The sequence below is a fragment of the Micromonospora sp. B9E7 genome (genome assembly GCF_039871815.1).
GTDB lineage: Bacteria > Actinomycetota > Actinomycetes > Mycobacteriales > Micromonosporaceae > Micromonospora.
The window spans coordinates 43125-68187 of the sequence record NZ_JBDPLX010000018.1; the positions used below are offsets into that span (position 1 = coordinate 43125).

The 25063-nt window shown below is 71.1% G+C and carries 24 protein-coding genes; 12 read left to right on the forward strand and 12 right to left on the reverse strand.

Annotated elements, in window-relative coordinates; translation table 11 throughout:
- Positions 1 to 30: 30 nt before the first annotated feature.
- From tsaB to ABGB10_RS24780, 4 genes are read left to right on the forward strand one after another with little or no spacing between them, the layout of a single operon-like run.
- A complete protein-coding gene (tsaB, locus tag ABGB10_RS24765) occupies positions 31 to 708 on the forward strand; it encodes a tRNA (adenosine(37)-N6)-threonylcarbamoyltransferase complex dimerization subunit type 1 TsaB (RefSeq protein ID WP_347663345.1) in 678 nt (225 codons plus the stop codon).
- The gene (gene rimI / locus ABGB10_RS24770) at positions 705 to 1187 is read left to right on the forward strand and encodes a ribosomal protein S18-alanine N-acetyltransferase (RefSeq protein WP_347663346.1); all 483 of its coding nucleotides are present in this window, start codon (positions 705 to 707) and stop codon (positions 1185 to 1187) included. Before tsaB ends, rimI begins: the two co-directional genes overlap by 4 nt.
- The gene (gene tsaD, locus ABGB10_RS24775; protein ID WP_110563041.1) at positions 1180 to 2226 is read left to right on the forward strand and encodes a tRNA (adenosine(37)-N6)-threonylcarbamoyltransferase complex transferase subunit TsaD; all 1047 of its coding nucleotides are present in this window, start codon (positions 1180 to 1182) and stop codon (positions 2224 to 2226) included. Before rimI ends, tsaD begins: the two co-directional genes overlap by 8 nt.
- Before the next feature lie 14 nt (positions 2227 to 2240).
- On the forward strand, positions 2241 to 2495 hold the full coding sequence (locus ABGB10_RS24780; RefSeq protein ID WP_053660576.1) for a hypothetical protein: 255 nt from the start codon (positions 2241 to 2243) through the stop codon (positions 2493 to 2495).
- Between the two features lie 33 nt (positions 2496 to 2528).
- Here the strand turns inward: ABGB10_RS24780 and ABGB10_RS24785 are convergent, their stop codons facing one another.
- From ABGB10_RS24785 to ABGB10_RS24820, 8 genes are all read right to left on the reverse strand, one after another.
- Complete coding sequence (locus tag ABGB10_RS24785) at positions 2529 to 3269, reverse strand: DUF4142 domain-containing protein (protein ID WP_347663347.1); 741 nt, start codon at positions 3267 to 3269, stop codon at positions 2529 to 2531.
- A 125-nt stretch (positions 3270 to 3394) separates the two neighbouring features.
- Positions 3395 to 3691 (reverse strand): DUF1707 domain-containing protein, encoded by a 297-nt coding sequence (locus ABGB10_RS24790; protein ID WP_347663348.1) that lies wholly within the window; start codon positions 3689 to 3691, stop codon positions 3395 to 3397.
- Between the two features lie 19 nt (positions 3692 to 3710).
- Positions 3711 to 4892 carry an ROK family protein gene (locus tag ABGB10_RS24795; protein ID WP_347663349.1) on the reverse strand — a complete coding sequence of 394 codons (1182 nt, stop codon included), beginning with the start codon at positions 4890 to 4892 and terminating at the stop codon, positions 3711 to 3713.
- Between the two features lie 23 nt (positions 4893 to 4915).
- Positions 4916 to 6178: an ABC transporter permease gene (locus ABGB10_RS24800; protein ID WP_347663350.1), complete on the reverse strand. Its 1263-nt coding sequence runs from the start codon at positions 6176 to 6178 to the stop codon at positions 4916 to 4918.
- The gene (locus tag ABGB10_RS24805; protein ID WP_347663351.1) at positions 6175 to 6993 is read right to left on the reverse strand and encodes an ATP-binding cassette domain-containing protein; all 819 of its coding nucleotides are present in this window, start codon (positions 6991 to 6993) and stop codon (positions 6175 to 6177) included. The genes ABGB10_RS24800 and ABGB10_RS24805 overlap by 4 nt, the downstream gene beginning before the upstream one ends.
- Before the next feature lie 115 nt (positions 6994 to 7108).
- The gene (locus ABGB10_RS24810; protein WP_347663352.1) at positions 7109 to 8197 is read right to left on the reverse strand and encodes a substrate-binding domain-containing protein; all 1089 of its coding nucleotides are present in this window, start codon (positions 8195 to 8197) and stop codon (positions 7109 to 7111) included.
- A gap of 179 nt (positions 8198 to 8376) precedes the next feature.
- Entirely contained in the window at positions 8377 to 8856 is a 480-nt protein-coding gene (ybaK, locus tag ABGB10_RS24815; RefSeq protein ID WP_347663353.1) for a Cys-tRNA(Pro) deacylase, read from the reverse strand.
- A gap of 10 nt (positions 8857 to 8866) precedes the next feature.
- Positions 8867 to 10063, reverse strand: a complete 1197-nt coding sequence (locus ABGB10_RS24820; protein ID WP_347663354.1) for a methyltransferase domain-containing protein — start codon at positions 10061 to 10063, stop codon at positions 8867 to 8869.
- 259 nt (positions 10064 to 10322) lie between these two features.
- On the opposite strand from ABGB10_RS24820, the gene groES reads away from it, so the two are divergent.
- From groES to ABGB10_RS24835, 3 genes are all read left to right on the forward strand, one after another.
- The gene (gene groES, locus ABGB10_RS24825) at positions 10323 to 10637 is read left to right on the forward strand and encodes a co-chaperone GroES (protein WP_030330046.1); all 315 of its coding nucleotides are present in this window, start codon (positions 10323 to 10325) and stop codon (positions 10635 to 10637) included.
- A 70-nt stretch (positions 10638 to 10707) separates the two neighbouring features.
- Positions 10708 to 12348: a chaperonin GroEL gene (groL, locus tag ABGB10_RS24830; protein ID WP_347663355.1), complete on the forward strand. Its 1641-nt coding sequence runs from the start codon at positions 10708 to 10710 to the stop codon at positions 12346 to 12348.
- A gap of 144 nt (positions 12349 to 12492) precedes the next feature.
- Positions 12493 to 14196 (forward strand): molybdopterin-dependent oxidoreductase, encoded by a 1704-nt coding sequence (locus ABGB10_RS24835; RefSeq protein ID WP_347663356.1) that lies wholly within the window; start codon positions 12493 to 12495, stop codon positions 14194 to 14196.
- A gap of 360 nt (positions 14197 to 14556) precedes the next feature.
- Here the strand turns inward: ABGB10_RS24835 and ABGB10_RS24840 are convergent, their stop codons facing one another.
- Positions 14557 to 15141, reverse strand: coding sequence for a hypothetical protein (locus ABGB10_RS24840; protein WP_347663357.1), 585 nt, complete (start codon positions 15139 to 15141; stop codon positions 14557 to 14559).
- A 780-nt stretch (positions 15142 to 15921) separates the two neighbouring features.
- Positions 15922 to 16305, reverse strand: a complete 384-nt coding sequence (locus tag ABGB10_RS24845) for a WhiB family transcriptional regulator (RefSeq protein ID WP_347663358.1) — start codon at positions 16303 to 16305, stop codon at positions 15922 to 15924.
- Between the two features lie 253 nt (positions 16306 to 16558).
- On the opposite strand from ABGB10_RS24845, the gene ABGB10_RS24850 reads away from it, so the two are divergent.
- A complete protein-coding gene (locus tag ABGB10_RS24850; protein WP_347663359.1) occupies positions 16559 to 17377 on the forward strand; it encodes a response regulator transcription factor in 819 nt (272 codons plus the stop codon).
- A gap of 13 nt (positions 17378 to 17390) precedes the next feature.
- On the opposite strand, the gene ABGB10_RS24855 is transcribed toward ABGB10_RS24850, so the two are convergent.
- Entirely contained in the window at positions 17391 to 17810 is a 420-nt protein-coding gene (locus ABGB10_RS24855; protein ID WP_347663360.1) for a DUF5319 domain-containing protein, read from the reverse strand.
- Positions 17811 to 17996: 186 nt separating this feature from the next.
- Here ABGB10_RS24855 and guaB point away from each other — a divergent pair, with 186 nt between their 5' ends.
- Both guaB and ABGB10_RS24865 read left to right on the forward strand, forming a co-directional pair.
- On the forward strand, positions 17997 to 19559 hold the full coding sequence (gene guaB / locus ABGB10_RS24860) for an IMP dehydrogenase (RefSeq protein ID WP_347663361.1): 1563 nt from the start codon (positions 17997 to 17999) through the stop codon (positions 19557 to 19559).
- Between the two features lie 30 nt (positions 19560 to 19589).
- Positions 19590 to 20708: a GuaB3 family IMP dehydrogenase-related protein gene (locus ABGB10_RS24865; RefSeq protein WP_269682365.1), complete on the forward strand. Its 1119-nt coding sequence runs from the start codon at positions 19590 to 19592 to the stop codon at positions 20706 to 20708.
- A gap of 63 nt (positions 20709 to 20771) precedes the next feature.
- Here the strand turns inward: ABGB10_RS24865 and ABGB10_RS24870 are convergent, their stop codons facing one another.
- Positions 20772 to 21887 carry a sugar phosphate isomerase/epimerase gene (locus ABGB10_RS24870; protein WP_347663362.1) on the reverse strand — a complete coding sequence of 372 codons (1116 nt, stop codon included), beginning with the start codon at positions 21885 to 21887 and terminating at the stop codon, positions 20772 to 20774.
- Positions 21888 to 22117: 230 nt separating this feature from the next.
- Here ABGB10_RS24870 and ABGB10_RS24875 point away from each other — a divergent pair, with 230 nt between their 5' ends.
- A complete protein-coding gene (locus ABGB10_RS24875; protein ID WP_347663439.1) occupies positions 22118 to 23497 on the forward strand; it encodes a M1 family metallopeptidase in 1380 nt (459 codons plus the stop codon).
- Between the two features lie 104 nt (positions 23498 to 23601).
- Complete coding sequence (locus tag ABGB10_RS24880) at positions 23602 to 25059, forward strand: M1 family metallopeptidase (RefSeq protein ID WP_347663363.1); 1458 nt, start codon at positions 23602 to 23604, stop codon at positions 25057 to 25059.
- The last annotated feature ends 4 nt before the right edge of the window (positions 25060 to 25063 follow it).

The window sequence follows — 25063 nt, forward strand, 5'->3', positions numbered from 1 at the left end:
CTGCGGCGGGGGCGGCTAGGCTGGCTTACCGTGCTCGTACTCGTGGTGGACAGCTCGACCCCTGCGGTGACCGCAGCGCTGGTGGAGGTCTCGGCGGACGGTGTGGTGTCCCGGGCGCACCGGTGCACGGTCGATGCCCGCGCGCACGGCGAACTGCTCGCCCCCCAGGTGGACGCGGTCCTCGCCGACGCCGACGCGCGCCCACGTGACCTGACCGCCATCGTCGCCGGGCTCGGCCCGGGGCCGTTCACCGGGCTGCGGGTCGGCCTGGTCACCGCCGCGACGATGGGGCAGGTGCTCGGCATCCCCACGTACGGTGTCTGCTCGCTGGACGCCATCGGCTACCCGGCGGCGTCCGGCGAGCCGGTGCTGGCCGCCAGCGACGCCCGGCGCAAGGAGCTCTACTGGGCCGTCTACGACGGCGCCGGCCAGCGGATCGTCGGGCCTGAGGTGTCGACGCCGGCGGTGGCGGCGGTGCGTGCCCGGGAGTTGCGTGCGACGATCGCGGTCGGCGACGGGGCGCACCGCTACGCCGAGACCCTGGACCTGCCCGTTCGGGTCGAGCCCCGGTACCCGGACGCCACCGTGCTGGCGCTGCTCGCCGCCGAGCGGATCCGGGCGGGTGCGCCCAGCGAGCGGCTCACCCCGCTCTACCTGCGCCGCCCCGACGCGGTGGCGGCGACCGGCCGCAAACCGGTCCTGCCATGACGGCGGTACGGCTCGTCCCGTTCCGCTGGTGGCACATCGACGACGTGCTGCCGATCGAGGCGGACCTCTTCGGCGCCGAGCAGTGGTCCCCCGGCATGTTCTGGAGCGAGTTGGCGAACGGGCACCACTACCGGGTCGCCGTCGACGAGGACGGTTCGGTGCTCGGGTACGCCGGGCTCGCCGGGGTTCCTCCGGACGAGGTGTGGGTGCAGAACATCGCCGTCCGCCGGGACGCCCAGCGGCGCGGTGTTGGCCGTGTCCTGCTGGAGGACCTGCTGGCCGAGGCGGCCCGCCGCGACACCCGCAGCACCCTGCTGGAGGTCGCCGTGGACAACGTCGCCGCCCAGCGGCTCTACGCGACGTACGGGTTCGAGCCGATCGGGGTGCGGCGCGGCTACTACCAACCGAGCAACACCGACGCGCTGGTCATGCGGCGCGACGCCGAGCCGACCGGGGACGGACCACACGACCATGGCTGACGAACCGCTGATCCTGGGCATCGAGACCTCCTGCGACGAGACCGGCGTCGGCATCGTGCGGGGGCACACCCTGCTGGCCGACGCGCTCGCCTCCAGCGTCGAGGAGCACGCCCGGTTCGGGGGTGTGGTGCCCGAGGTGGCCAGCCGGGCACACCTGGAGGCCATCGTGCCGACCATGGACCGGGCCCTGACCGAGGCCGGCGTCACCCTGGCCGACATCGACGCGATCGCGGTCACCTCCGGACCCGGTCTGGCCGGCGCGCTGCTGGTGGGTGTGGCCGCCGCCAAGGGGTACGCGCTCGCCGCCGAGAAGCCCGTGTACGGCGTGAACCACCTTGCCGCCCACGTCGCGGTGGACACCCTCGAACACGGCCCACTGCCCGAGCCCGCCATCGCGCTGCTGGTGTCCGGCGGCCACTCGTCCCTGCTGCTCGTCGACGACCTGGCCCGAGGCGTCACTCCGTTGGGCGCCACCATCGACGACGCGGCCGGGGAAGCCTTCGACAAGGTCGCCCGGCTGCTCGGGTTGCCGTTCCCGGGTGGCCCGCCCATCGACCGGGAGGCCCGGGCCGGCGATGCCGCCGCCATCGCCTTCCCGCGTGGTCTGACCGCCGCGAAGGATCTCGCCGCCCACCGGTACGACTTCTCGTTCTCCGGGCTGAAGACGGCGGTGGCCCGGTGGGTCGAGGCCCGTCAGCGTGCCGGTGAGCCGGTGCCGGTGGCCGACGTGGCCGCGTCCTTCCAGGAGGCGGTCTGTGACGTGCTGACCAGCAAGGCACTCGCCGCCTGCCGCGCGCAGGGCATCGAGACCCTGGTGATCGGCGGGGGAGTGGCGGCCAATTCGCGGCTGCGGGCGATGGCGGAGCAGCGGGCCGAGAAGTACGGCATCCGGGTCCGGGTGCCCCGGCCGAAGCTATGCACCGACAACGGCGCGATGGTGGCGGCACTCGGTTCGCACCTGGTCGCCGCGGGGGTCGCACCGAGCCGACTGGACCTGCCGGCCGATTCGGCACTGCCGTTGACAACGGTCAGCGTGTGACGGGAGCGGCGGACATGATCGTGCGGATGTGGGAGGCGCGCGCCGAGGCGTACGGAGTCGCCGACCTGATCACCTGGGTGTGCGACACCGCCCTGCCCGAGTTGGAGCACGACCCGCTCCACGTCTCCAGCGAGGTCTTCTCCTCCACCGACCACCGCGTGGTGGTGATCTCCAAGTGGCGCAGCAACCCCCGCCCGCTGCCGGACCCGCCAGCCCTGCTGGTGGCCCGCGCCCCGCACTCCTGGGACTTCACCCAGGTAGACCGCTGACGCGAGCCACCATCCAGGCCACTGCCTGACTGGTCAGCTGCGGCGCAACATTCGGTAGGTGGCGATTCCGCCGGTGCCCAGCGCGGCGAGGAAGACCAGCCAGACGACGGTGCTGCTGACTCCGACCTGCGGGCCGGAGTTGGCGGAGGCGGCGGCCAGCAGCCCGTCCTCACCCGGGGCGGGCAGCGCGGCGGGCGGCAGCTCCGGCCAACGGACCAGGCCGGTGCTCTCCAGCATCTGCATGTGGTGCTGGACGAACGCGTTGGCGTCCTCGCAGAGCTTGCGGACGGTGGCGTCCCGGGTGCTGGCCCGGACCGCGCCGATGACCGGGAAGATCTTGCCGTGGGCGACCCGGAGCCGGGTGACGAAGATCTGGTCGAACCGGGCGCCGGATGCCTTCTGCATCTCGGCCAGCCAGCCCTTCTGCTCGGCCGTCGGCTCGCTGGGGATCGTCGCGCCCAACTTGTTGGCCGCGTCGACGACGAGCTGGTCGAGCTTCTGGTGCTCGCCGGCGATGCCGGCGCCGATCTCCCGGACCTTCGCCGACTGTCCCTTCTCGGCGGCCATCTGGCCGGCTGGCATCTCCCACAGCCCGGCCAGCCGTACCCCGTTGAGCAGTGTCATGTCGGCGGCGTTGAGCTGCTGGCCGCCGGCGGGTGCGGCGACGGCCACGCCGGGCAGGACACCGACCCCCGCGATGATCGCGATGAGCAGCATCGCCGCTCGGTGGGTCCGGTTGCCCAGTCGGCGATGGGCGGATCTGAGCGGTGCCATGTCTGTGGTGCCTCCTCGGTCCGGACCGGATCGCGTCTGGACCGGGCGGCCATACGCTCCCGGCCGCCCGTCCGCTCACTGGTACGGACTGATCGCGCGATCAGTTCACCGGTTGGCGACGTGGATCAGCGCGTGATGGCGAGGAGGCCGCCGAGCAGCAGCAGGGTGATCGCGGCGGCGGCGAAGAGCATCAGCAGCTCCCGACGCCCGTGCCCGAGAGTGTCGTTGCCGACGGCCGGGTCGGACAGGGCCGGCAGGTCGCGGGTCAGCGCGGCCAGGTCGCCGAGGGTGCGTGCCGACCACACCGCACCGGCCCGTTCGGAGAACTCGTCGAGGGTCAGCCGACCCGCCGCGGTGTGCCGGTGCAGCTCGGCGACCACCCGGTTGCGGTCGTCGTCGGAGGCGCGCAACTCGACATCCACGCCGGACAGCGTACGCGGATCAGCCCACGTCGAGGGGATCGGCGAGGAGCCGGTCGAAGGCCAGTTCGGCGGCCCCGATCAGCGGGGCGTCCACGCCCAGTTTGGGCGTGCGCAGCCGGACGTGCTCCAGGCAGGCACCGAGCGCGTTGGAGTTCAGTCGGCTTCGGATCTGGGCGGCGGCGGCGAGGTAGAGGTCGCGCATGGTGCCGCCGAAGATGACCATCTCGGGGTTGAAGACGTTCACCAGGTTGGCGACTCCGAAGCCGAGCCAGTCGCCCGCCTGGCGGACCGCCGTCTGTGCCCGGGCGTCGCCCCGGTCGGCGGCGTCGAAGACCTCCAGCAACGCGTCTCGCCCCCGGGAGTCGGAACGCCCGGCGGCGCGTAGTAGACCGTGCTCGCCGATCTCGGTCTCCCAGCAGCCTCGGGCACCGCACTCACAGGGCCTGCCGTCGCGGACCACCTTCATGTGGCCGACCTCGCCGCCGTACCCGCCGTGCCCGGTCAGTCGACGTCCACCAGCGATGATGCCGGCGCCCACGCCGACGTCCCCGTACAGGTAGAGGACGTTGTCGCAGCCGGCTGCCACACCGCGGGTGTGCTCGGCGAACGCGGCGACGTCCGCCACGTTTCCCACCGTGACCGGTACGTCGATTCCCAACTCGTCGGCGACGGCCGCGCCGATCGGTTCGTCCACCCAGCCGGTGGTCGGACCGAGCCGGACCAGGCCGTCGTCTCGGCGGACCATTCCGCAGACCGCGACCCCAGCGCCGACGCAGATGGCGTCGGCCGGAACCACCTGCTGCATCTCCTTGACCGCGCCGGCCAACAACGGCGCGGCCTCGGCGGCCAGGAGCCCGCGAGGTCGGTCCAGTTCCCGGCGGTCCAGGACCGCGCCACCCAGCCCGATCCGCGCGGCGCGCAGCCGGTCCACCTCCACTGAGTACGCGTACGCGTAGACCCGGGCCGACTCGGGCCGGACGACGAGTGACGGTCGTCCGGCCCGGCCGGTCTCCTTCGGCGCGCCCTCGCTGACCAGCCCCACCGCGCTCAGGTCGGCGGTGAGCGCGCCGATGGTGCTGCGGTTGAGGCCCAGCGTGGTGGTCAGCTCGGCGCGCGTGGTCGCCCCGTGGACGTGCACGTGCCTCAGCAGAGCCCCGAGGTTCTGCCGCCTGACGTCGTCCTGGCTCGGTCCTGGGCGCATCGTGGTGCTACCTCCCGCGCGGGTCAGCGGGTGCCGGTGGCTGCCGCGCGGCGGCGGGAGAGAGCGTCGACGCTGGCAGCGAGCAGCAGGACGACGCCGGTGACCACGTACTTGACTCCTGCGCTGTACCCCATCAGGCCCATTCCGTTTTCGATGACCGCGACAACCGCCCCGCCGAGCACGGCGTCGAGGACGCGGCCCTTGCCGCCGAAGAGGCTGGTGCCGCCGATCACCGCCGCGCCGACCGCGTAGAGCAGTACGTTACTGCCCCCGGTGTTCGGGTCGACCGAGTTGGCCCGGCTGGCCGCCACGATGCCACCGATGGCGGCCATGGACGAGCAGATCACGAAGACCGAGATCCGGATCCGGTCGACGTCGATGCCGGCCCGGCGGGCCGCTTCCCGGTTGCCGCCGACGGCGTAGATGTGCCGGCCGTAGCTGGTGCGTTGGAGCACGAAGGTCCAGATGACCAACAGCACCACGATGATCGGCACCACGATCGGCACACCCTTGAGCGAGCTGATCAGGACGTTGCGGCTGCGCTCCAGGTTGAGCACGTACACCGCGGTGCCGAGGATGACGGCGAGCCCGCCGATCCGCAGCGCCACCACCGCGATCGGGTCGCTGATCAGACCGCGGGCCACCCGGTTGCGGTGGCGCAGCAGTTGCACCGCCGCGTAGCCGATGACCGCGAGGGCGGTCAGCGCCCAGCCCAGCGTGGGGGCGAGGTTGCGGTTGGCGATGGCGACCAGCACCTCGTCGCGGACGGAGATGTTGGTGCCCTCCTTCACGAGCAGCAGCACGACGCCCTGGAAGGCGAGGAAACCGGCGAGGGTGACCACAAAGGACGGAATGCCGATCTTCGCGACCAGCATGCCGAGCGTGGTGCCGATGACCACTCCGGTGGCGACGGCGGCGAGCACGGCGACCCACCAGGGGTAGCCGAGCACGGTGACCACATTGGCCAGCACCGCCGCGCAGACGCCGCTGGCGAAGCCGGCGGAGAGGTCGATCTCGCCGAGCAGCAGCACGAAGACCAGGCCCATCGCGATCAGCGTGACCGCCGCGCCCTGGGTGAAGAGGTTGGCGAAGTTGCCGGCCGACAGGAACGACGACGGCCGCATGATCGCGAAGACGGTGCAGAGCACGATCAGGCCGAGCACGGCCGGTAGCGCGCCGACGTCGCCACCGCGTACCCGACTCAGGTAGTTGCGGAAATGGCCTCCGACGGTCGGCGCCGGTGTGACGGCCGCGGGGCCGTCCTTCCGTACGGCGGTGGTGGTCATCGGGCGCCTCCTGAGATCGAGTCGGCCGGCTGCGGGCCGTCGCCGTTGCTGCCCGGGTCGGTGGCGAGGCCGAGCCCGCCCGAGCGCCCGGCGGTGATCAGCTCGACCACCTGGGCGTGGGTGATGTCGGTGGTCTTCACCTGGGCGACCATCTGGCCGAGGTACAGCGCGGCGATCCGGTCGGAGACGGCGAAGACGTCGTTCATGTTGTGCGAGATGAGCACCACGGCCAGGCCGTTGTCGGCGAGACGGCGGACCAGTTCGAGCACCTGGGCGGTCTGTGCCACGCCCAGTGCCGCGGTCGGCTCGTCCAGGATGACCAGCTTGCTGTTCCACAGCACCGCCTTGGCGATGGCCACGGTCTGGCGCTGACCACCGGAGAGGCTGGACACGTGCTGTCGCAGGGAGGTGACGGTGCGGATGGAGAGCCCGGCCAGCGTCTCGGCGGCGAGCTGTTCCATGGTCGGCTCGTCGAGGACGATGCCGCTGCGCTTCTCCCGGCCGAGGAACATGTTCTGCACGATGTCCAGGTTGTCGCAGAGCGCGAGGTCCTGGTAGACGACCTCGATGCCGAGCGCGGCGGCGTCGCGGGGGCTGCCGATGTGTACCGGTTCACCGTTGAACAGGAACTCGCCGGCATCGGTGGGATGGATGCCACTGATGCACTTCACCAGGGTCGACTTGCCGGCGCCGTTGTCACCGACCAGTGCGGTGACTTCGCCCGGGTGGACGGTCAGGGCGACGTCGCGGAGCACCTGGACGGGACCGAAGCTCTTGTCGATCCCGCGGAGTTCCAGCAGGGGGGTCGCGGACACGGAGGTCTCCTTCTTAAGGGAGTGTCGGGGCCCGTCCGGCGGGCGCCGCCCGGCACGGGAGAGGTGCTCCCGTGCCGGGCGGCGGTTGTCGTCCCGGCGGGTACTGCGGCGTCGGTCAGCTGATACCGGCGTCGGCGCAGAGCTTGGCGTACGCCCCGGCGCAGACCTCTTCCTTGGTCACGTAGCCGTCGGCGATGACGTCCTTGACGTTGTCCTTGTAGATGGCCTTCGGGGTGAGCAGCACCGAGGGGACGTCCCGGTCGCCGTCCTTCACCGTCTGACCGGTGTCCTTCCTCTCGCCCTTGGCGAGCGCGATGGCCAGGTCGGACGCGGCCTTGGCCTCTTCCCGGACGGCCTTGTAGACGGTCATGCACTGGTCGCCGGCGAGGATGTTCTGCAGGCCCTCGGGGGTGGCGTCCTGCCCGGTCACCGGCACCTTGCCGTTGAGCTTGTTCTTCTTGAGGATCGAGATGGCCGCGTTGCCGAGGCCGTCGTTGGCTGCCAGCACGCCGTCGATCTTGCCGTTGGCCTTGGTGAGCTGCTGTTCGAAGATCGTCGCGGCCTGCGCGTTGTCCCAGGCCGGCACCGCGTCCTCGGGGCCCTTGACGTACTCGTTGGAGTCGAACTTCGGCTTGAGCACCGAGTCGTAGCCGGCCTTGAACAGGGTGGCGTTGTTGTCGGTGGGGGAGCCGTTCAGGTACGCCACGACGGGGTTCTTGGCGCCCTTCTCGGTCAGGCACTTCGACAGGCCCTCGCCCTGGAGCTTGCCGACGGTCTCGTTGTCGAAGCTGACGTAGTACTGGGCCGAGCCGCCGAGGGTGAGCCGGTCGTAGTCGATGGTGGCGACGCCCTGCGACTTGGCCTTGTCGAGCACGGCCTTGCCGGTGCCGGAGTCCAGGTTGACGATCATCAGGGCGGTGACGCCGCTGGTGATCATCTGGTCGGCGATGGTCTGGAAGGCGGTCTTGTCGTTCTGGGCGTTCTGGATGTCGTACTGGACGCCGGCGGCCTTGAACGCCTCTTCCAGGAATCGACGGTCTGCGGTCTCCCACCGGGCCGAGGACTTGCTGTCCGGGAGGATCACGCCGATCTTGGGGGTCTTGGCGGAGTCGGTCGAACCAGAGCCGGAGTCGTCGCCGCAGGCGGTCAAGCCACCGGTCGTGAGCAGGCCCACGGCGGCGATGGTGAGGATCCCCTTACGCATGTGCAGGGTCCTTTCGGAGGTGGGGGAGGTGTTGTTTTGTTGTGTCCGGCAACGTATTTCGCGTCACACCGGCTCCACAAGACCGCGCAGGTGCCAAGTTTGTTGGGAGCGATAACAATTCAGCAACGCGACTGTTACTCCCCGGCTACCCACCAAGGGGTCGGCCGTCATGAATGTCGTCAGCGGGTCTGCAACGACGCGGTGCGGGCGTCGGTCAGCGCCACCAGATCCGCCGCGGCCAGTTCGAGCTGCAGGCCACGCCGACCAGCCGAGACGTAGATCGTCGGGAGATCCAGCGCGGATTCGTCCAGCACGGTGGGCAACCGTCGACGCTGCCCGAGCGGGCTGATCCCACCGCGTACGTAACCGGTGGCCCGCTCGGCGACCGCCCGCTCGGCGAGCGCCGCCCGCTTGCCCCCGACCGCCGCCGCGAGCGCCTTGAGATCCAACTCGCCGGTGACCGGAACGACCGCGACGGTGAGCGCGCCGTCGACCTCGGTCACCAGCGACTTGAACACGCGCTCCGGTGGCACGCCGAGCGCCACCGCCACCAACGCGCCGTAGTTCGGAGCGTCCGGTGCCACCCGGTACGGATGGGTGCGGTGCTCGATCCCGCGCTTGACCAACAGTGCCGTCGCCGGCGTGCCCTGTCCCGCCACACCGACGAAGCTAGTCGACCGGCTGCCCGACCAGCACGGTCGGTGCGCCGGCGACCCGGGTGAGCACCAGGCTCGCCGCCCCGGCGCCGGCCAGCCGCAGGTCCCGCCGAAGCTGCTCCGGAGTGAGTGCGGAACCCCGCTTGAGGATCTCCACCCGGCCCACCCCACGATCGCGCAGCAGCGCCCGCAGACGCTTGAGCGAGAACGGCAGCACGTCGGTGATCTCCAGGCAGCGCGCGTACGGGGTGCGGGTGGGGTGGTCGGCGTAGAGGTAGGCGATGCTCGGGTCGCCGAGGGTGGCGTCCAGTTCGGCGGCGAGTTCGGCGACGAGGTGTGCGCGTACCACCGCCGGGTCCGGGTCGTACAGGTAGCGACGCGCGGGCCCGACCGGCGCCTCGTCGGCGCCCGAGCCGGTGAGCTGGTGACGGCCGGTCTCGACGCCCTGCCGCCGGTAGAGCGTGGCGCGGCGGGGCACCTCGGCCAGCTCACCGCACCAGAGCGCGGCCTCGACCAGGTCGCCGTCCACGCCGACCCACTCCGCCTCCGCGCCGGCCGGAATGAGCGCGTGGTCCAGGCCCGGTGCCACCTTCACCACGGTGCGCGGCACCCGCTCGGCCAGCCCCGTGACGAAGTCCCACGGCGGCGAGTAGGCGCGCGGGTCGAAGATCCGCCGCCCGGTGCCGGTCGTGCGGCGGGCCGGGTCGCAGAAGACCCCGTCGACCCGGGAGACGTCGAACGCGGTGGCATCCCCGCACTCGACCGTGAACAGCTCGGCCAGCCCGGCCGCCGCCGCGTTGGCGGCGGCCATCGCCGCGGTCACCGGATCGGCCTCCACCCCGTACACCCGGATGCCGGCGCGGGCGGCGGCCAGCGCGTCGGCCCCGAGGCCGCACCCGAGGTCGGCCAGGGTGCGCACGCCGGCCGCGTACAGCCGGGCGGCCCGCCGGTCGGCGACCACCCGGCGGGTGGCCTGTTCCAGGCCGGGGCGGGTGAGGAACATCCCGGCGGCGGCCGGGCCGAACTTGCCGACCGCCCGGTGACGCAGCTCGGCCTGGGTGAGCGCCGCCGCGGCCAGCGTCGGCGGCACCCCGGCGGCGCGCAAGGCCGAGGCCGCGGCCAGTGGATCACCGCCGGCCAGCCCGGCCGCCGCCGTGAGCGCGGCCGACCCCTCGGGGGTACGCAGCGCCGCCAGCTGATCGAGATCCACCCGGTCATTGTCCCGGCTGACCCGGAAATCCTGGCTGGCGGGGCGCGACGCGCTGGCACTCTCCTTGACGGAGTGCTAGCCACGGAATAACCTGCGATTAGCACTCTCACCCTGAGGGTGCCAGCTTCCGGGTCTCACGACCTGGGTGCGCACGCCAGGCGGACCGGCACCCGCGACGACGGCCCCGCCCGGTGGCATGAGGCAGATTGACGCTGGTCGGCCCCGCCGGCCAGCAACGAAACCAGTACCCCAGGAGGGTATGCCCGTGACTACCGCGACCAAGGTTGCGATCAAGCCGCTCGAGGACCGCATCGTGGTCCAGGCGAACGAGGCTGAGACCACCACGGCGTCGGGCATCGTGATCCCCGACACCGCCAAGGAGAAGCCGCAGGAGGGCACCGTCCTCGCTGTGGGCCCGGGGCGCGTCGACGACAACGGCAACCGGGTTCCGGTTGACGTGCAGGTCGGCGACACCGTCCTCTACTCGAAGTACGGCGGCACCGAGGTCAAGTACGCCGGCGAGGAGTACCTGGTGCTCTCCGCCCGCGACGTCCTCGCGGTCATCGAGAAGTAAGCAACCGATCAGTTCCATTGCCCCGGTCCGGCTCGCCGGGCCGGGGCAATGGCGCTTCGAAGGGACATTAATGGCGAAGATCCTGAGCTTCTCGGACGACGCCCGGCACCTGCTGGAGCACGGTGTCAACGCCCTCGCGGACGCGGTCAAGGTCACCCTCGGCCCGCGCGGGCGCAACGTCGTCCTGGACAAGAAATTCGGTGCGCCGACGATCACCAACGATGGTGTGACCATCGCCAAGGAGATCGAGCTCACCAACCCGTACGAGAACCTTGGCGCGCAGCTGGTCAAGGAGGTGGCGACCAAGACCAACGACGTCGCCGGCGACGGGACCACCACCGCGACCGTGCTGGCCCAGGCGATGGTTCGCGAGGGTCTGCGCAACGTGACCGCCGGGACCAACCCGGCCGGCCTCAAGCGGGGCATCGACGCGGCGGCCGTCAAGGTCTCCGAGGCGCTGCTCGGCCGTGCCGCCGAGGTCACCAGCAAGGAGTCGATCGCGAACGTGGCGACGATCTCCGCGCAGGACGCCACGATCGGCGACCTGATCGCCGAGGCGATGGAGCGGGTCGGCCGCGACGGTGTCATCACCGTCGAGGAAGGCTCGATGCTGACCACCGAGCTGGACGTGACCGAGGGTCTCCAGTTCGACAAGGGCTTCATCTCGCCGAACTTCGTCACCGACCTGGAGAGCCAGGAGTCCGTCCTCGAGGACGCGTACATCCTGGTCACCACCCAGAAGATCTCGGCGATCGAGGAGCTGCTGCCGCTGCTGGAGAAGGTCCTGCAGAACAGCAAGCCCCTGCTGATCATCGCCGAGGACGTGGACGGCCAGGCGCTCTCCACCCTGGTGGTCAACTCGCTGCGCAAGACCCTCAAGGTCTGCGCGGTCAAGGCCCCGGGCTTCGGTGACCGGCGCAAGGCGATGCTCCAGGACATCGCGATCTCCACGGGTGCCGAACTGGTCGCCCCGGAGCTGGGCTACAAGCTCGACCAGGTCGGCCTGGAGGTGCTCGGCACCGCTCGGCGCGTCGTGGTCGACAAGGAGAACACCACGATCGTCGACGGCGGCGGCCAGAAGGCCGACGTCGCCGACCGGGTGTCCCAGATCCGCAAGGAGATCGAGGCCTCCGACTCCGACTGGGACCGGGAGAAGCTGGCCGAGCGGCTGGCGAAGCTCTCCGGTGGCATCGCCGTCATCAAGGCCGGCGCGGCCACCGAGGTCGAGATGAAGGAGCGCAAGCACCGCATCGAGGACGCCATCGCGGCGACCAAGGCTGCGGTCGAGGAGGGCACCGTGCCCGGCGGCGGCGCCGCCCTGGTGCAGATCCTCTCGGTGCTCGACGACGACCTGGGCTTCACCGGTGACGAGAAGGTCGGCGTCTCGGTCGTGCGCAAGGCGCTCGTCGAGCCGCTGCGCTGGATCGCCCAGAACGCCGGTCACGACGGTTACGTCGTGACGCAGAAGGTCGCCGACCTCAAGTGGGGCAACGGCCTCGACGCCGCCAAGGGCGAGTACGTCGACCTGGTCAAGGCCGGCATCATCGACCCGGTGAAGGTGACCCGTAACGCGGTCACCAACGCCGCCTCGATCGCCGGTCTGCTGCTCACCACGGAGAGCCTCGTGGTGGAGAAGCCGGAGCAGGCCGAGCCGGCCGCCGCCGGTGGGCACGGCCACGGTCACGGCCACCAGCACGGCCCGGGCTTCTGACCCGGTAGCGACACCCGTTTCCGGGGCACATCGTCGTACGACGGTGTGCCCCGGTTCGTCTTGTGAGCCCCTGCCTCCCCGCCGGTCATTACCGAACGCTGACGTTGTTGGCGACCCGGCGAGATGATCGCGCACACTGGGCCGATGAGCACCACGTCGCGGCGCTACGCCGCGCTGGCCGGAGTGACCGCCGCCGCCGTCGCGATCGGGATCGCCGAACCGGTGGCAGTGCTGACCGGCCCCCGGTCGGCGCCCCTGGTCGCGGTCGGCGGGGTGGTCGTGGACGCCGTCCCCGAGTCGCTGAAGCAGTTCGCCATCGACGTCTTCGGCACCGCCGACAAGATCGCGCTGCTGGTCGGCACGGGCCTGTTGCTGGGAGGGTTCGCCGCGCTCTTCGGTGTGCTGGCGGTTCGTCGTTTGGCGTTCGGCCTGGCCGGCATCACCGCGTTCGGCGTCATCGGCGTGGCCGCCGCGCTGACCCGCCCCGGTGCGGACGCCTTCGACGCGCTGCCGTCACTGGTCGGCGCCGGCCTGGGCGCCCTGGTGCTCTGGCTGTTCATCGGTGGACCGTTCGAGCTGGACCCCTGGCCCTGGTCCCCACCCACCCCGACCGTGCCGCCTGCCGGTTCGGTGCCGCCCGATGCTCCGGTGCCGTCCGCCGGCCCGGTGCGAGGGTCTGGGGCCGAACCGGATTCGCCGGGACCTGAAGGGCTGCCGGTGAAGCCCGCCGCGCCCGCGCCGGCGGTCCCGGCCGAGCCGGCCGGTCCCGCGGAGGTCGACCCCGAGTCTCGGCGGCGGTTCCTCACCGGCAGTGGGGTGCTGCTCGGCACCGCCGTGGTGGCTGGTCTCGGTGGGCGCTGGCTGGCCGGACGACGCGGAGTTTCCGCCGCGCGGGACGCGATCCGACTACCCGCGCCGGTCGCCCCCGCACCGGCCGTGCCGGCCGGTGCGGACCTCTCACTGACGCAACTCGCGCCGTACGTCACCTCGAACCTCGGCTTCTACCGGATCGACACCGCGCTGGTGGTGCCGCAGGTCGACCCGGACAGCTGGCGGCTGCGGATCCACGGGCGGGTCGGCACCGAACGCACCTACACGTACGCCGATCTGCTGGCCCGGCCGCTGGTGGAGCGGTACGTCACGCTGGCGTGCGTCTCCAACGAGGTGGGCGGGGACCTGATCGGCAACGCCCGCTGGCTCGGCGTTCCCCTTCGGGAACTGCTGGACGAGGTGGATCCGGACGAGGACGCTGACCAGGTCGTCGGCCGCTCGGTCGACGGCTGGACCTGCGGCACCCCCACCGCCGCGCTGCGCGACGGGCGGGACGCTCTGCTGGCGGTCGGCATGAACGGCGAGCCGCTGCCGGTCGAGCACGGCTTCCCGGCCCGGATGGTGGTGCCCGGCCTCTACGGCTACGTGTCGGCGTGCAAGTGGGTGACCGAGCTGGAGCTGACCCGGTTCGCCGACTTCGACGCGTACTGGGTGCAGCGCGGCTGGTCCGCCCAGGGGCCGATCAAGACCCAGTCCCGGATCGACGCGCCCCGGCGACGCAACCGGCTGACCGCCGGCCCGATAACCGTGGCAGGGGTGGCGTGGGCGCAGCACCGGGGCATCCGCCGCGTCGAGGTACGCGTCGACGGCGGGCCCTGGCAGGAGGCGACACTGGCTCCGACGGTGTCGGTGGACACCTGGGTGCAGTGGTCGTGGCGCTGGGACGCCACGCCGGGCGAGCACCGTCTCCAGGTTCGGGCAACGGACGCGACCGGCGAGACCCAGACCGAGCGTACGCAGGGCGTCGCCCCGGACGGCGCCACCGGCTGGCACACGGTCACCGTCACCGTCCGCTGACCACCGCACCGGTGGTCACCCAGCCCACCCGGGCCAGCGCCGGGTGGTCCGCCTTCGTCCAAGGGGGCCGAGCGGCCAGCGCCGCGTGGTCCAGCGCCGGGTGGTCCGCCTCCGTCCAGAGGGCTGAGCGGCCAGCGCCGCGTGGTCCAGCGTCGGGTGGTCCGCCTCCGCCAGCCGGGCGGCCGGCCCCGGTGGGCCCAGCGCAGGCCCATCCGCCCGACCGGTGCGAACCTGATCGTGGAGATCTTGGACAGTTCCGTTCTCGCGTAACGGAAACTGTCCAAGATCTCGGGGTGGATACGCCGCTGGCCGGCACCCCGTGTGGGGGTGCCGGCCAGCGGTCGGGTCGTTCGGTGGGGGTCAGCTGTTCCAGTACTGGCCGACCAGGTCGGCAGCCTGCTGCTCCCACTGGGCGTACGCGTCCGGGTAGGCGGAGACCTGCACGGTCTGCGCGGCCTCGGTCAGGGGCATGTCCTGCCACCCGTCGACCTGCTTGAGGCCCTTGAGGAACGCGGTCGTGGAGTACTCAGGGTCGGTGATCTGCTCCGGCGTGCCCCAACCCGAGCTCGGGCGCTGCTGGAACAGGCCCAGCGAGTCGTGGTCGTTCATATCGCCGAGGTGGCCGAGGTTCTCCAGCTTGGACTCCTGCAGGCTCGTCGCGATCGAGATCACCGCGGCGCGCTCGGGCAGGCCGGCCTTCTTCGTGGCGGCGATGATCGCCTTGACGTTGGCGGTCTGCTCGTCGTTGAGGGTGATGTGCGACTGCTCGCCCTGGGTGCCGTGCGGGATCAGCTTGGCGGTGTCCGGCTTGTCGGCCTGCACCGCTACCGCGACCGGCTTTGCGTCTACCGAGTTGTTGTGGGCGGCGATCGGGCCGGCGAACACACCACCGGCGAACGCGAGACCAGCAACGGACAGCACGCTCTTACGCATGATCGTGTTCATGGGGGTAGCTCCTTCGGGGTAAGGACACCCGCACACATGCTGCGGGTGTGAGCACCTCGTCCGGCGCTGCAGAAAAGGGGAAAGTCTTGGGGGCGGCGCCTGCGGGCCGGGGGTTGCTCGCGGCGCGGGTCCGGCCACCTTCGAGCGGGGGCCCGTGGTGCCGGGATCGGCGACCTACCAGCCGGATGGCTCGTGGTGCCGGGTCAGGGTGTAACGACCGGGGGCCGGGGCCCATTCCCGGGGCCATTCGTTGGCACCCTCGGGGGCCGGCGCCGCTCGGTCGGTCGCTCGTGGGGGTTGTAACGACCGCCCGGTGGCCGGCATTCCAACCCGTGACGCTCGGCTGGCGGGCCTAGGTCCTGCGATCGTCAGGGGATGTAACGACTCCGGGCCGGCCATGATTCCGGCCGACGGGTGCGGCCGATCACAGGACGATACGCTTGAAACCGCCCAAACGGCTGCGATGGGCTACGTCTGGAAGACACCAGACCCGACATAACGCCCAGCGGGGCGCGAGTGTCGAGGCGTCGCAGCGATGGCCCGAAGCGTCCCGGTCCGGAGGCGCCACAACGGCCCACCGAACCGGAGAGACCGGAACGCACCCCGAACCCGAAGGCGCCGGAAGTCGCCCCGAGCCCGGAGATGCCGGAAGTCGCCCCGAGCCCGGATCTGCCGGAACGCACCCCGCAGCCGGAGACGTCGGGCCATACCCGAGCCCAGAGACGCCGGAACGCGCCCCCGAACCGGGGGCGCGTTCCGCGATGTCAGGTACGTGCCGGGTCAGGCCACGTTGCGTTGGATCGGAATGGTCGACTTGTGCGGGTGGCCCAGTCGGGCCTCCAGGCGCGTGATGTCGACCCGGGCCTGTCGGCGGTCTGCCAGGTCCTCCCAGCCGACGGCGAGCAGTCGCAGTCGCTCCGACTCGCTGAAGCCGCCCCACACGCCGTACGGTTCGCGAACCGACAGGGCGTGCGCGGCGCATTCGGCGCGGACTGGGCAGGCGCGACAGACCGACTTGGCGGCGGACTCGCGACGCAGTCGGGAGGAGCCGCGCTCGCCGTCGGGGTGGAAGAACTGGGCGCTGTCCCGCCCCCGGCAGGCACCGAGCCGCTGCCAGTCCCAGAGATCGACGATGGGTCCGGGCAGTCTACGTACGTTCGACATCAGCACCCCTCCTCCCGCGCGGCTCCGCGAGAATCCTTGTGGCCGGTGTCCGGGCGGCGGGCCGCGCAGGCGCACCGTTCCCGGCCTGGACCCCCCGGTACCCGGGCTGTCATCACCTCACACGTGTGTGATCGAAAACGTCCCGCAAATTGTGGCTTTTGCCCCATCTGTCGGAAAAGTTCGAAGGATTGCCGGGAACCCCCTCCCGAGCCGACCCCGTCATGGTCTGCTCGTTGGCGGAGAGGAGACCACAGTGCGTAGCGTCCTTGTGTGCGTTCGGACACCACTCGCGGCCCAGCACCTTACTTCTGCTGCCGCGCGGCTGGGGTTGTCAGCAATCGTTCGTACCGCCGTCTCCGATCCTGAGGTGATGCTGCGGTTGGCCGAGCGACCGGCCGACGTGGTGCTGGCCGACACGGCCCTCACCCGGCCGGACAGCGCCGGCTTCGTCCGTCGGGTGTTGGCCCGCGCCCCGCAGGCCGCGGTGCTGTTGCTCGGCACCGAGGAGCCCGATGCTGCGGCGGCCACCATCAGCGCCGGTGCCCGGGGCCTCATCCAGAACGTCGACCACGATTTGACCAGCGCGGTGGCCAAGGCGCTGCTGCTGCTCGCCGCGCCCGGCCGGGCCTCCCGCCAGCGGATCACCGACCCGGTTCGGAATGCCGCGGCGGTGGGCGGTTCCGGCCGCTCCGGGCCGTCGCCGCGTGGTTCCGGCGAGCCCGGCTGGACGGCCACGCCTGGCGAGGGAGCGGCGGGTGTGCCCTCGGTGCCGGTGCAGCGGGGGGACGACGAGGCCGAGTCGGCGACCGGCGAGCCGCCGGCGGAGCAGACCGATACGGCCCGGCCCACCCCGAACGCCCGGCCCACCCGTGCGTCGATCGGGCTGACCGAGCGTGAGCTTCAGGTGCTGCTGGGCATGGCCGAGGGCAAGAGCAACGCGGAGATCGGCCGGGAGCTCTTCGTCTCGGAGGACACCGTCAAGACACACGCCCGGCGGTTGTTCCGCAAGCTTGGCGCCCGGGACCGGGCGCACGCGGTGGCGGCGGGCTTCCGCGCCGGCCTGGTCGCCTGACCGAACGGCGGCGTCACTGGGTGGCGGTCGGGGTGCCCGGCTCGTCCTCGGTGCCTTCGGACAGGGTGTCGTGCACGCCGTCGGCGTAACCCCGGGCGTAGTCCCAGGTCACGTAGTGGTCCGGGTCGGGGTCGTACGCGGGCTCGTGCACGCGGGGGCGACCCGAGTTGAGCAGGTGCCGCAGGTTGCCCCGGAGCAGGTCCCAGTCGAAGTAGTGCGGTTCTCGGCAGTCCTCGCATTCGATCACCAGCCCGCGAACCCCGATCGGGGCCAGCAGTGCCTGGTAGATCTCCAGATCGGCGAGGTCTTCCAGCACGTCCTGCCGCTCGACGTCGGTCAGCGGATCCGGCGTCGGGTCATCGCCCGGGTCATCCAGACCCGCGGTGGGATCGGCCGGGTCGCCATTGAACGGGTCGATGGGCTCGTCGTGCACCCCTTCACCGTAGACCCAACGCGGCACGGACGTCCGCCCCCCGGCCGCGCGCCGGGCCCGGGCCGCCACGGACGGGTCGCCCAGCTCAGTGGGTACGATGAGACGACGTGCCGGCACCGTGGCGCGCTCCGGTGCCCGCCCGCGCCACCTCGCTGAAGCCCATCCGAGCAGCTCAGGGGAGCAATCGTGGAAAATTCGCCCAGCACCGATCTTCCGGCCGGCGTCGAGCACGCCGACCTGGGCGGCCACCTGCCCGAGCTGCCGGCCGGCTCCGCTCGGGTGGTTCCGCTCGGGCTCACCTTCGACGACGTGCTGTTGCAGCCGGGCGAGTCGGACGTGGTGCCCAGCCGGGTCAACACCCGTACGAAGCTCACCCGTAACGTCGAGTTGTCGATTCCGCTGCTCTCCAGCGCGATGGACACGGTGACCGAGGCCCGGATGGCGATCGCCATGGCCCGCCAGGGTGGCATCGGCGTGTTGCACCGCAACCTGTCCCTGGAGGACCAGGCGCTCCAGGTCGACCTGGTCAAGCGCTCCGAGTCCGGCATGATCACCAACCCGGTGACCGCCAGCCCGGACGACACGCTGCGCGAGGTCGACGAGCTGTGCGGGCGTTACCGCATCTCCGGGGTTCCGGTGGTGGACGGCGACGGCCAGTTGGTCGGCATCGTCACCAACCGGGACATGCGTTTCGTGTCGGAGCCGGACACCCCGGTCCGCGAGATCATGACCCACACCCCGCTGATCACCGCCCGGGTGGGCGTCAGCAAGGACGACGCGCTGGCGCTGCTGCGTCAGCACAAGGTCGAGAAGCTGCCGATCGTCGACGACTCGGGTCGGTTGCGTGGCCTGATCACCGTCAAGGACTTCACCAAGAGCGAGCAGTACCCGGACGCCAGCAAGGACGACGCCGGCCGCCTTCGGGTCGCCGCCGCCATCGGCGTCGGCGAGGACGCGTACAAGCGGGCCCGTGCCCTGGTCGACGCGGGCGTCGACGTGCTGATCGTGGACACCGCGCACGGCCACCAGCGGGCCGTGCTGGACATGGTCCGTCGGCTCAAGGCCGATGTCACGGTCGACATCATGGGCGGCAACGTGGCCACGTACGCCGGCGCGAAGGCGCTTGTCGACGCTGGCGCCGACGGCGTCAAGGTGGGCGTGGGGCCGGGCGCGATCTGCACCACCCGGATCGTCGCCGGGGTCGGCGTGCCGCAGGTGACCGCGATCATGGAGGCGGCCCGGGCCGCCCGTCCGGCCGGTGTGCCGGTGATCGGCGACGGCGGCATCCAATACTCCGGCGACATCGCCAAGGCGCTGGTGGCCGGCGCCGACACGGTGATGCTCGGCAGCCTGCTGGCCGGCTGCGAGGAGAGCCCCGGCGAGCTGATCTTCGTGAACGGCAAGCAGTTCAAGACGTACCGCGGGATGGGGTCGCTCGGCGCGATGCAGTCCCGGGGCCAGGCCAAGTCGTACAGCAAGGACCGCTACTTCCAGCAGGACGTGCTCAGCGACGACAAGCTCGTCCCGGAGGGCGTCGAGGGTCAGGTGCCCTACCGGGGGCCGCTGTCCCGGGTGGCACACCAGCTGGTCGGCGGGCTGCGGCTGGCCATGGGGTACGCCGGTGCGGAGAACATCCCCGACCTGCACCGCCGGGGTCAGCTCATCCGGATCACCGCGGCTGGTCTGAAGGAGAGCCACCCGCACGACATCCAGATGACCGTCGAGGCGCCCAACTACCACACCCGCTGACCCACCACCCCCAACCACCTGGAGTCCCCCATGCGTGACGTGGTCGAGATCGGGCTGGGCAAGACCGCGCAGCGCGGCTACCACCTGGACGACATCGCCATCGTGCCGAGCCGCCGCACCCGGGACGTCGACGACGTCTCGACCTCCTGGCAGCTCGACGCGTACCCGTTCGGCATCCCGTGCGTCGGCCACCCCTCCGACGCCACCATGAGCCCGGCCTCGGCGGTGCGGCTCGGTCAGCTCGGCGGCCTCGGCGTGCTCAACGTCGAGGGGCTGTGGACCCGCTACGAGAACCCGACGAAGGTGCTGGAGGAGCTGGCCGGCCTCGACGAGGACGCCCGCGCCACCAAGCGGCTCCAGGAGGTGTACGCCGAGCCGATCCGTCCGGACCTGATCGCCGAGCGGGTGCGTGAGCTGCGCGCTGGCGGTGGCACTGTGGCGGTGCGGGTCTCCCCGCAGCACACGCTGGCGCTGGCACCGGTGATCCTGGACGCCGGGGTGGACATCCTGGTCATCCAGGGCACCATCGTCTCGGCCGAGCACGTGTCGACCACCGACGAGCCGTTGAACCTCAAGGAGTTCATCGCCGACCTGGATCTGCCGGTGATCGTCGGCGGTTGCACGGACTACAAGACGGCGCTGCACCTGATGCGTACCGGCGCGGCCGGCGTGATCGTGGGCATCGGTGGCGACGAGTGGTCGACCACCGAGTCGGTGCTGGGCATCCGGGTGCCGATGGCCACCGCGATCGCCGACGCGGCGGCGGCCCGTCGCGACTACCTCGACGAGACCGGCGGCCGGTACGTGCACCTGATCGCCGACGGTGACATGCAGACCTCGGGCGACATCGCCAAGGCGCTCGGTTGCGGCGCGGACGCGGTGATGCTCGGTGAGCCGCTGTCGCTCTGCGACGAGGCGCCCGCCGGCGGCGCCTGGTGGCACTCTGCGGCGAGCCACCCGTCGCTGCCGCGTGGCGCGTTCGAGGTCGCCGGTGAGCCGCTCGGGTCGATGGAGGAGCTGCTCTTCGGGCCGGCGGACGAGGCCGACGGTCAGCTCAACCTGTTCGGTGGGCTGCGTCGGGCGATGGCCAAGTGCGGCTACCGCGACCTGAAGGAGTTCCAGAAGGTCGGCCTGGTCCTGGACCGCTGATCCTTCCGTCACACCACGAAGGCCGGCCCGCACGGGCCGGCCTTCGTCGCGTTCAGGCGGGTGTCACTTCTCGACGTAGATGGTCAGGTCGGACATGTTGCGGTAGCTGGTCGCCGCGAAGTCGAGCGACTGTCCCCTGTTGTCGACGCCGCCGGGGGCGGTGTCCATCTCCCAGTTGGCGTGGTGGAAGTTGCGCTCGCCGATGGTCTGGAAGAACTGCTGGAAGTTGATGTCGCCGTCGCCGAGCGGAACCATCTGGTGGCCGTTGGGGACGCTGGTGTCCCGGTCGCCGTCCTTGGCGTGGAAGAGCGGGAACCGGGTGGTCCGGTCGGCCACGGTGAGGATCGGGTCGAACAGGTCGGTGACCTCCTGGCCGGCCGCGTTGACGTACTTCTGGTGCTTGTAGCGGGCCACGTAGGCCCAGTAGATGTCGAGCTCGAAGAAGACGTACCGCGGGTCGGTGATCTCGAAGAAGTATTCGAGCCGGCGGATGCCGGACGACCTGGTCTGCCGGCCCTGCGCGTCGCGCGGGCCACGGTCGATCAGGAAGCTGTACGCGGCGTCGTGGTTGTGCGTGTAGAGGCGCATGCCCCGGGCTTTGGCCTGCCGGCCCAGCTCGTTCCAGATGTCCGCGGCGGCGTCCCACTCGGCCTTGTAGGCGCTGTTGGTCGGGTCGCTGCCGGTGCCGATGTTCTTCATGCCGAGTTCCTCGGCGATGTCCAGCTGCTGCTGGAAGGTGGCCGGCTGGATCGTGGCGTGGGTGCCGTTGGCGACCAGGCCGTTGTCGTCGAGGATCTTGCGGATCTCGGTCGGGGTGATCTGCCGGCCGAGGATCTCGGTGCTCTGCGTGTAGCCGGCGAACTCGATCTCCTTGTAGCCGATCTCGGCGAGCCGGGCGAGGACGCGCTCGAAGCCGTACGGCACCCCGCTGTCGTCGGGCGCGGCCGTGATCCGGTCGCGGACGCTGTAGAGGATGATGCCGCGGTTGCGGGCCGGGATCAGCGGCTCGACCCGCAGCTTGCTCGCGTTGCCGGGGTTGGCGAGTGCGGGGGTGCCGGTGGCGAGGACCGGCAGGCCGGCCGCGCCGATCGCGGCGGCAGCGCCGGCGGAGGCGGCGAGCAGGGACCGGCGGCTCAGCCGGCTGGTGGGGGTGGCGTCGGGTGCGGTGTGGTCGGGCATGGTTCCACCTTTCGCGACGGTGGTCGGGACCAGACACTAACGTCGGTCTAAGTCGAAAGAAAGCGTCAATCGATCGCTACTTTTGTTTGTTCCAGCGAAAGTGACTGACGATCGTCGATATCGACCGCGCGACCGCTGGCGCTGACTACGCTCGTCCTCACCGCGATGCCGCAGGAGGAGTGTGCATGGTCCGGACCCGACGGACGCCCGCCGGCAGTCGGCTGGTCGCCATGGCCACCGCGCTGACCTGCTTCGTCGCGCTGGTCGCCGCCGGCTGTACGGGTGACGACCGCGACGGCTTCCGGCCCGGTGCAGCCGACGCCGGCGATCCGTACGTGCCGGGGCGCGGCAACGGTGGCTACGACGTCACGCACTACGGCCTGGACGTCCGCTACGACCCGTCGACCGACCGGCTGACCGGGCAGGCCGTCATCACCGCCACGGCCACCCAGGACCTGTCCCGGTTCAATCTGGACCTGGTCGGCCTGGACGTCGGCACGGTGCGGGTGGGCGACGCACCGGCCGACCACCGCCGCAGCGACGCCGAACTCGTGGTGACCCCGCGCGACGGGCTTTCTCGCGGTCGGCAGTTCACCGTGACCGTCGGCTACACGGGCGTGCCCACCGCCGTCGAGGGCGGGTCGTTGGGCAGCGGCGGCTTCCTGCACACCGCCGACGGCGCGGTCGCGCTCGGGCAACCCGACTCGGCCGCCACCTGGTTCCCGGTCAACGACCACCCGTCGGACAAGGCCAGCTACGACCTGGCGGTGACCGTCCCGGACGGCCTGGCCGCACTGAGCAACGGGGTGCCCGGCCCGAAGAGCAGCGCCGACGGCTGGACCACCTGGCGCTGGTCGGAGCGCGCCCCGATGGCCAGCTACCTGAGCACGCTGGTGATCGGCGACTACCGGGTGGTGACCGACACCCACGCCGGCCGGCCGATGGTCACGGCGGTGGCGGCGAGCCTGCCGGCGAACGGTGGCGCGGCCAGCTCCCTGGCCCGTACCGGGGAGATCGTCGACTTCCTGGCCAGCCGCTTCGGCCCGTACCCGTTCGACTCGTACGGCGGGATCGTGATCGCCGACGACCGGGTCGGGTACGCGCTGGAGACCCAGTCGCGCCCGGTCTACGGGCCGGCCTTCTTCGCCGACGACCGGCCGAACGCGAGCGTCGTCGCGCACGAGTTGGCCCACCAGTGGTTCGGCGACAGTGTGTCGCTGGCCAGGTGGGGCGACATCTGGCTGAACGAGGGCTTCGCCAGCTACGCCGAGTGGCTGTGGGAGGAGCACGACGGTGGCCGGACCGCCCAGCGCAACTTCGAACTCCAGTACGCGAAGACCGACTGGTCACAGCCGTCGGTCGAGCCCGGCCCGGATCTGATGTTCGGCACGGCCGTCTACAAGCGCGGGGCGCTCGCCGTGCACGCGTTGCGCCGGACGGTCGGTGACGACACGTTCTTCCGCATCCTGCGGACCTGGACCGCCGAGCGGGCGGGGGGCAACGCGACCACCGCGGATCTGGTCGCGCTGGCCGAGCGGGTGGCGGGCCGGCAGTTGCGGCCGCTCTTCGACGCCTGGCTGGTGGGCGGGTCAGCCCCCACACTGCCGTGACGGAGCCGTGATGACCGGTCGATATGCTCCCGCCTGCGATCAGCGGCAAACCGCTGTTTCGTGCGGAGCGGCGTAGGCCGCCACCGCCACACGGGGAGGATGGGATGCGGGTGACGCGGCACAGAATGCGAATGGGCGCCGGTCTGCTGGTGGCCGGGGCACTCGCGCTGTCCGGGTGCGATTCGACGGCACCGAAGGCTGCGCCGTCGTCGGTCGCGTCCCCCACCCCGTCGCGGACGTTCGCCCCGGGCGCGGAGGGGGTCGGCGACGCCTACTTCCCGAGCTACGGCAACGGTGGGTACGACGTCGGGCGGTACACGGTCAAGGTGCGCTACGACCCGGCGAAGGACCAGCTGACCGGTACGACCACCGTGCAGGGCACCGCCACGGCCGACCTGTCGACGTTCAACCTCGACCTGGCCGGCCTGACCGTCACCGCGGTCACCGTGGACGGCGCACCGGCGACCCACGAGCGGAAGCGGAACGAGCTGGTCGTCACACCAGCGTCCGGCCTGATCAACGGCAACGGGTTCGTCGCCGAGGTCACCTACGAGGGTGTGCCGAAGCCGCTGAAGAACGAGACCCTCGGTGAGGGTGGCTTCCTGCACACCGCCGAGGGTGCCATCGCGCTGGGTCAGCCCGAGTCGGCCAGCACCTGGTTCCCGGTCAACGACCACCCGTCGGACAAGGCGGCGTACGACTTCGAGGTCACCGTCCCCGATGGCCTGACCGCCGTCAGCAACGGCGTTCCCGGCGGCAAGACCAGCGCGAACGGGTGGACCACCTGGAAGTGGTCGGAGAAGTCACCGATGGCGAGCTACCTCAGCACGCTGGTGATCGGCAAGTTCCGGATCACCACCGGCGAGCACAAGGGTCGTCCGGTGTACAACGCGGTCGCCACCAACGTGGCCAAGGGCGCCGCTGACACGTCGATCGCCCAGACCGTCAAGGTGGCCGACTACCTGGAGAGCGTCTTCGGGCCGTACCCGTTCGACGCGTACGGCGGGGTGGTGGTCTCGGACAGCCGGATCTCGTACGCCCTGGAGACGCAGAGCCGGCCGGTCTACTCAGCCGGGTTCTTCCGGCAGGGCGAGAACACCGAGGTGGTCGCCCACGAGCTGGCGCACCAGTGGTTCGGTGACAGTGTCGCGCTGGCCACGTGGGAGGACATCTGGCTCAACGAGGGCTTCGCGACGTACGCGGAGTGGCTCTGGGCCGAGCACACCAAGGCGTACACGGCCAAGCAGGCGTTCGACATCCGGTACGCCCAGGTGCCCGCGCAGGTGTGGAGGACGCCGCCGGGCAAGCCGGGTGTGAAGCAGCTGTTCAGCCAGTCGGTCTACCAACGTGGGGGCATGACCCTGCACGCCCTGCGGGTGGCCGTGGGCGACAAGGCGTTCTTCGAGATCGTCAAGACCTGGGCCGCGGAGAAGCGCGACGGCACCGCCACCACGGCCGAGTTCGTCGCCCTCGCCGAACGCATCTCCGGCAAGCAGCTCGACGCGGTCTTCGATGCCTGGCTCTACGGCACGAAGAAGCCGGCCCTGCCCAAGCGCCTCTAGCGCC

Coding starts and splice junctions, on each gene's coding strand:
- ABGB10_RS24785 (WP_347663347.1), bottom strand. CDS start 3,269: ATGGCACCGCTCAGATCCGCCCATCGCCGACTGGGCAACCGGACCCAC.
- rimI (WP_347663346.1), top strand. CDS start 705: ATGACGGCGGTACGGCTCGTCCCGTTCCGCTGGTGGCACATCGACGAC.
- tsaD (WP_110563041.1), top strand. CDS start 1,180: ATGGCTGACGAACCGCTGATCCTGGGCATCGAGACCTCCTGCGACGAG.
- ABGB10_RS24865 (WP_269682365.1), top strand. CDS start 19,590: ATGCGTGACGTGGTCGAGATCGGGCTGGGCAAGACCGCGCAGCGCGGC.
- ABGB10_RS24810 (WP_347663352.1), bottom strand. CDS start 8,197: ATGCGTAAGGGGATCCTCACCATCGCCGCCGTGGGCCTGCTCACGACC.
- groES (WP_030330046.1), top strand. CDS start 10,323: ATGCCCGTGACTACCGCGACCAAGGTTGCGATCAAGCCGCTCGAGGAC.
- groL (WP_347663355.1), top strand. CDS start 10,708: ATGGCGAAGATCCTGAGCTTCTCGGACGACGCCCGGCACCTGCTGGAG.
- ABGB10_RS24840 (WP_347663357.1), bottom strand. CDS start 15,141: ATGAACACGATCATGCGTAAGAGCGTGCTGTCCGTTGCTGGTCTCGCG.
- ABGB10_RS24845 (WP_347663358.1), bottom strand. CDS start 16,305: ATGTCGAACGTACGTAGACTGCCCGGACCCATCGTCGATCTCTGGGAC.
- ABGB10_RS24835 (WP_347663356.1), top strand. CDS start 12,493: ATGAGCACCACGTCGCGGCGCTACGCCGCGCTGGCCGGAGTGACCGCC.
- ABGB10_RS24870 (WP_347663362.1), bottom strand. CDS start 21,887: ATGCCCGACCACACCGCACCCGACGCCACCCCCACCAGCCGGCTGAGC.
- ABGB10_RS24880 (WP_347663363.1), top strand. CDS start 23,602: ATGCGGGTGACGCGGCACAGAATGCGAATGGGCGCCGGTCTGCTGGTG.
- ABGB10_RS24795 (WP_347663349.1), bottom strand. CDS start 4,892: ATGCGCCCAGGACCGAGCCAGGACGACGTCAGGCGGCAGAACCTCGGG.
- ABGB10_RS24875 (WP_347663439.1), top strand. CDS start 22,118: ATGGCCACCGCGCTGACCTGCTTCGTCGCGCTGGTCGCCGCCGGCTGT.
- ABGB10_RS24780 (WP_053660576.1), top strand. CDS start 2,241: ATGATCGTGCGGATGTGGGAGGCGCGCGCCGAGGCGTACGGAGTCGCC.
- ABGB10_RS24800 (WP_347663350.1), bottom strand. CDS start 6,178: ATGACCACCACCGCCGTACGGAAGGACGGCCCCGCGGCCGTCACACCG.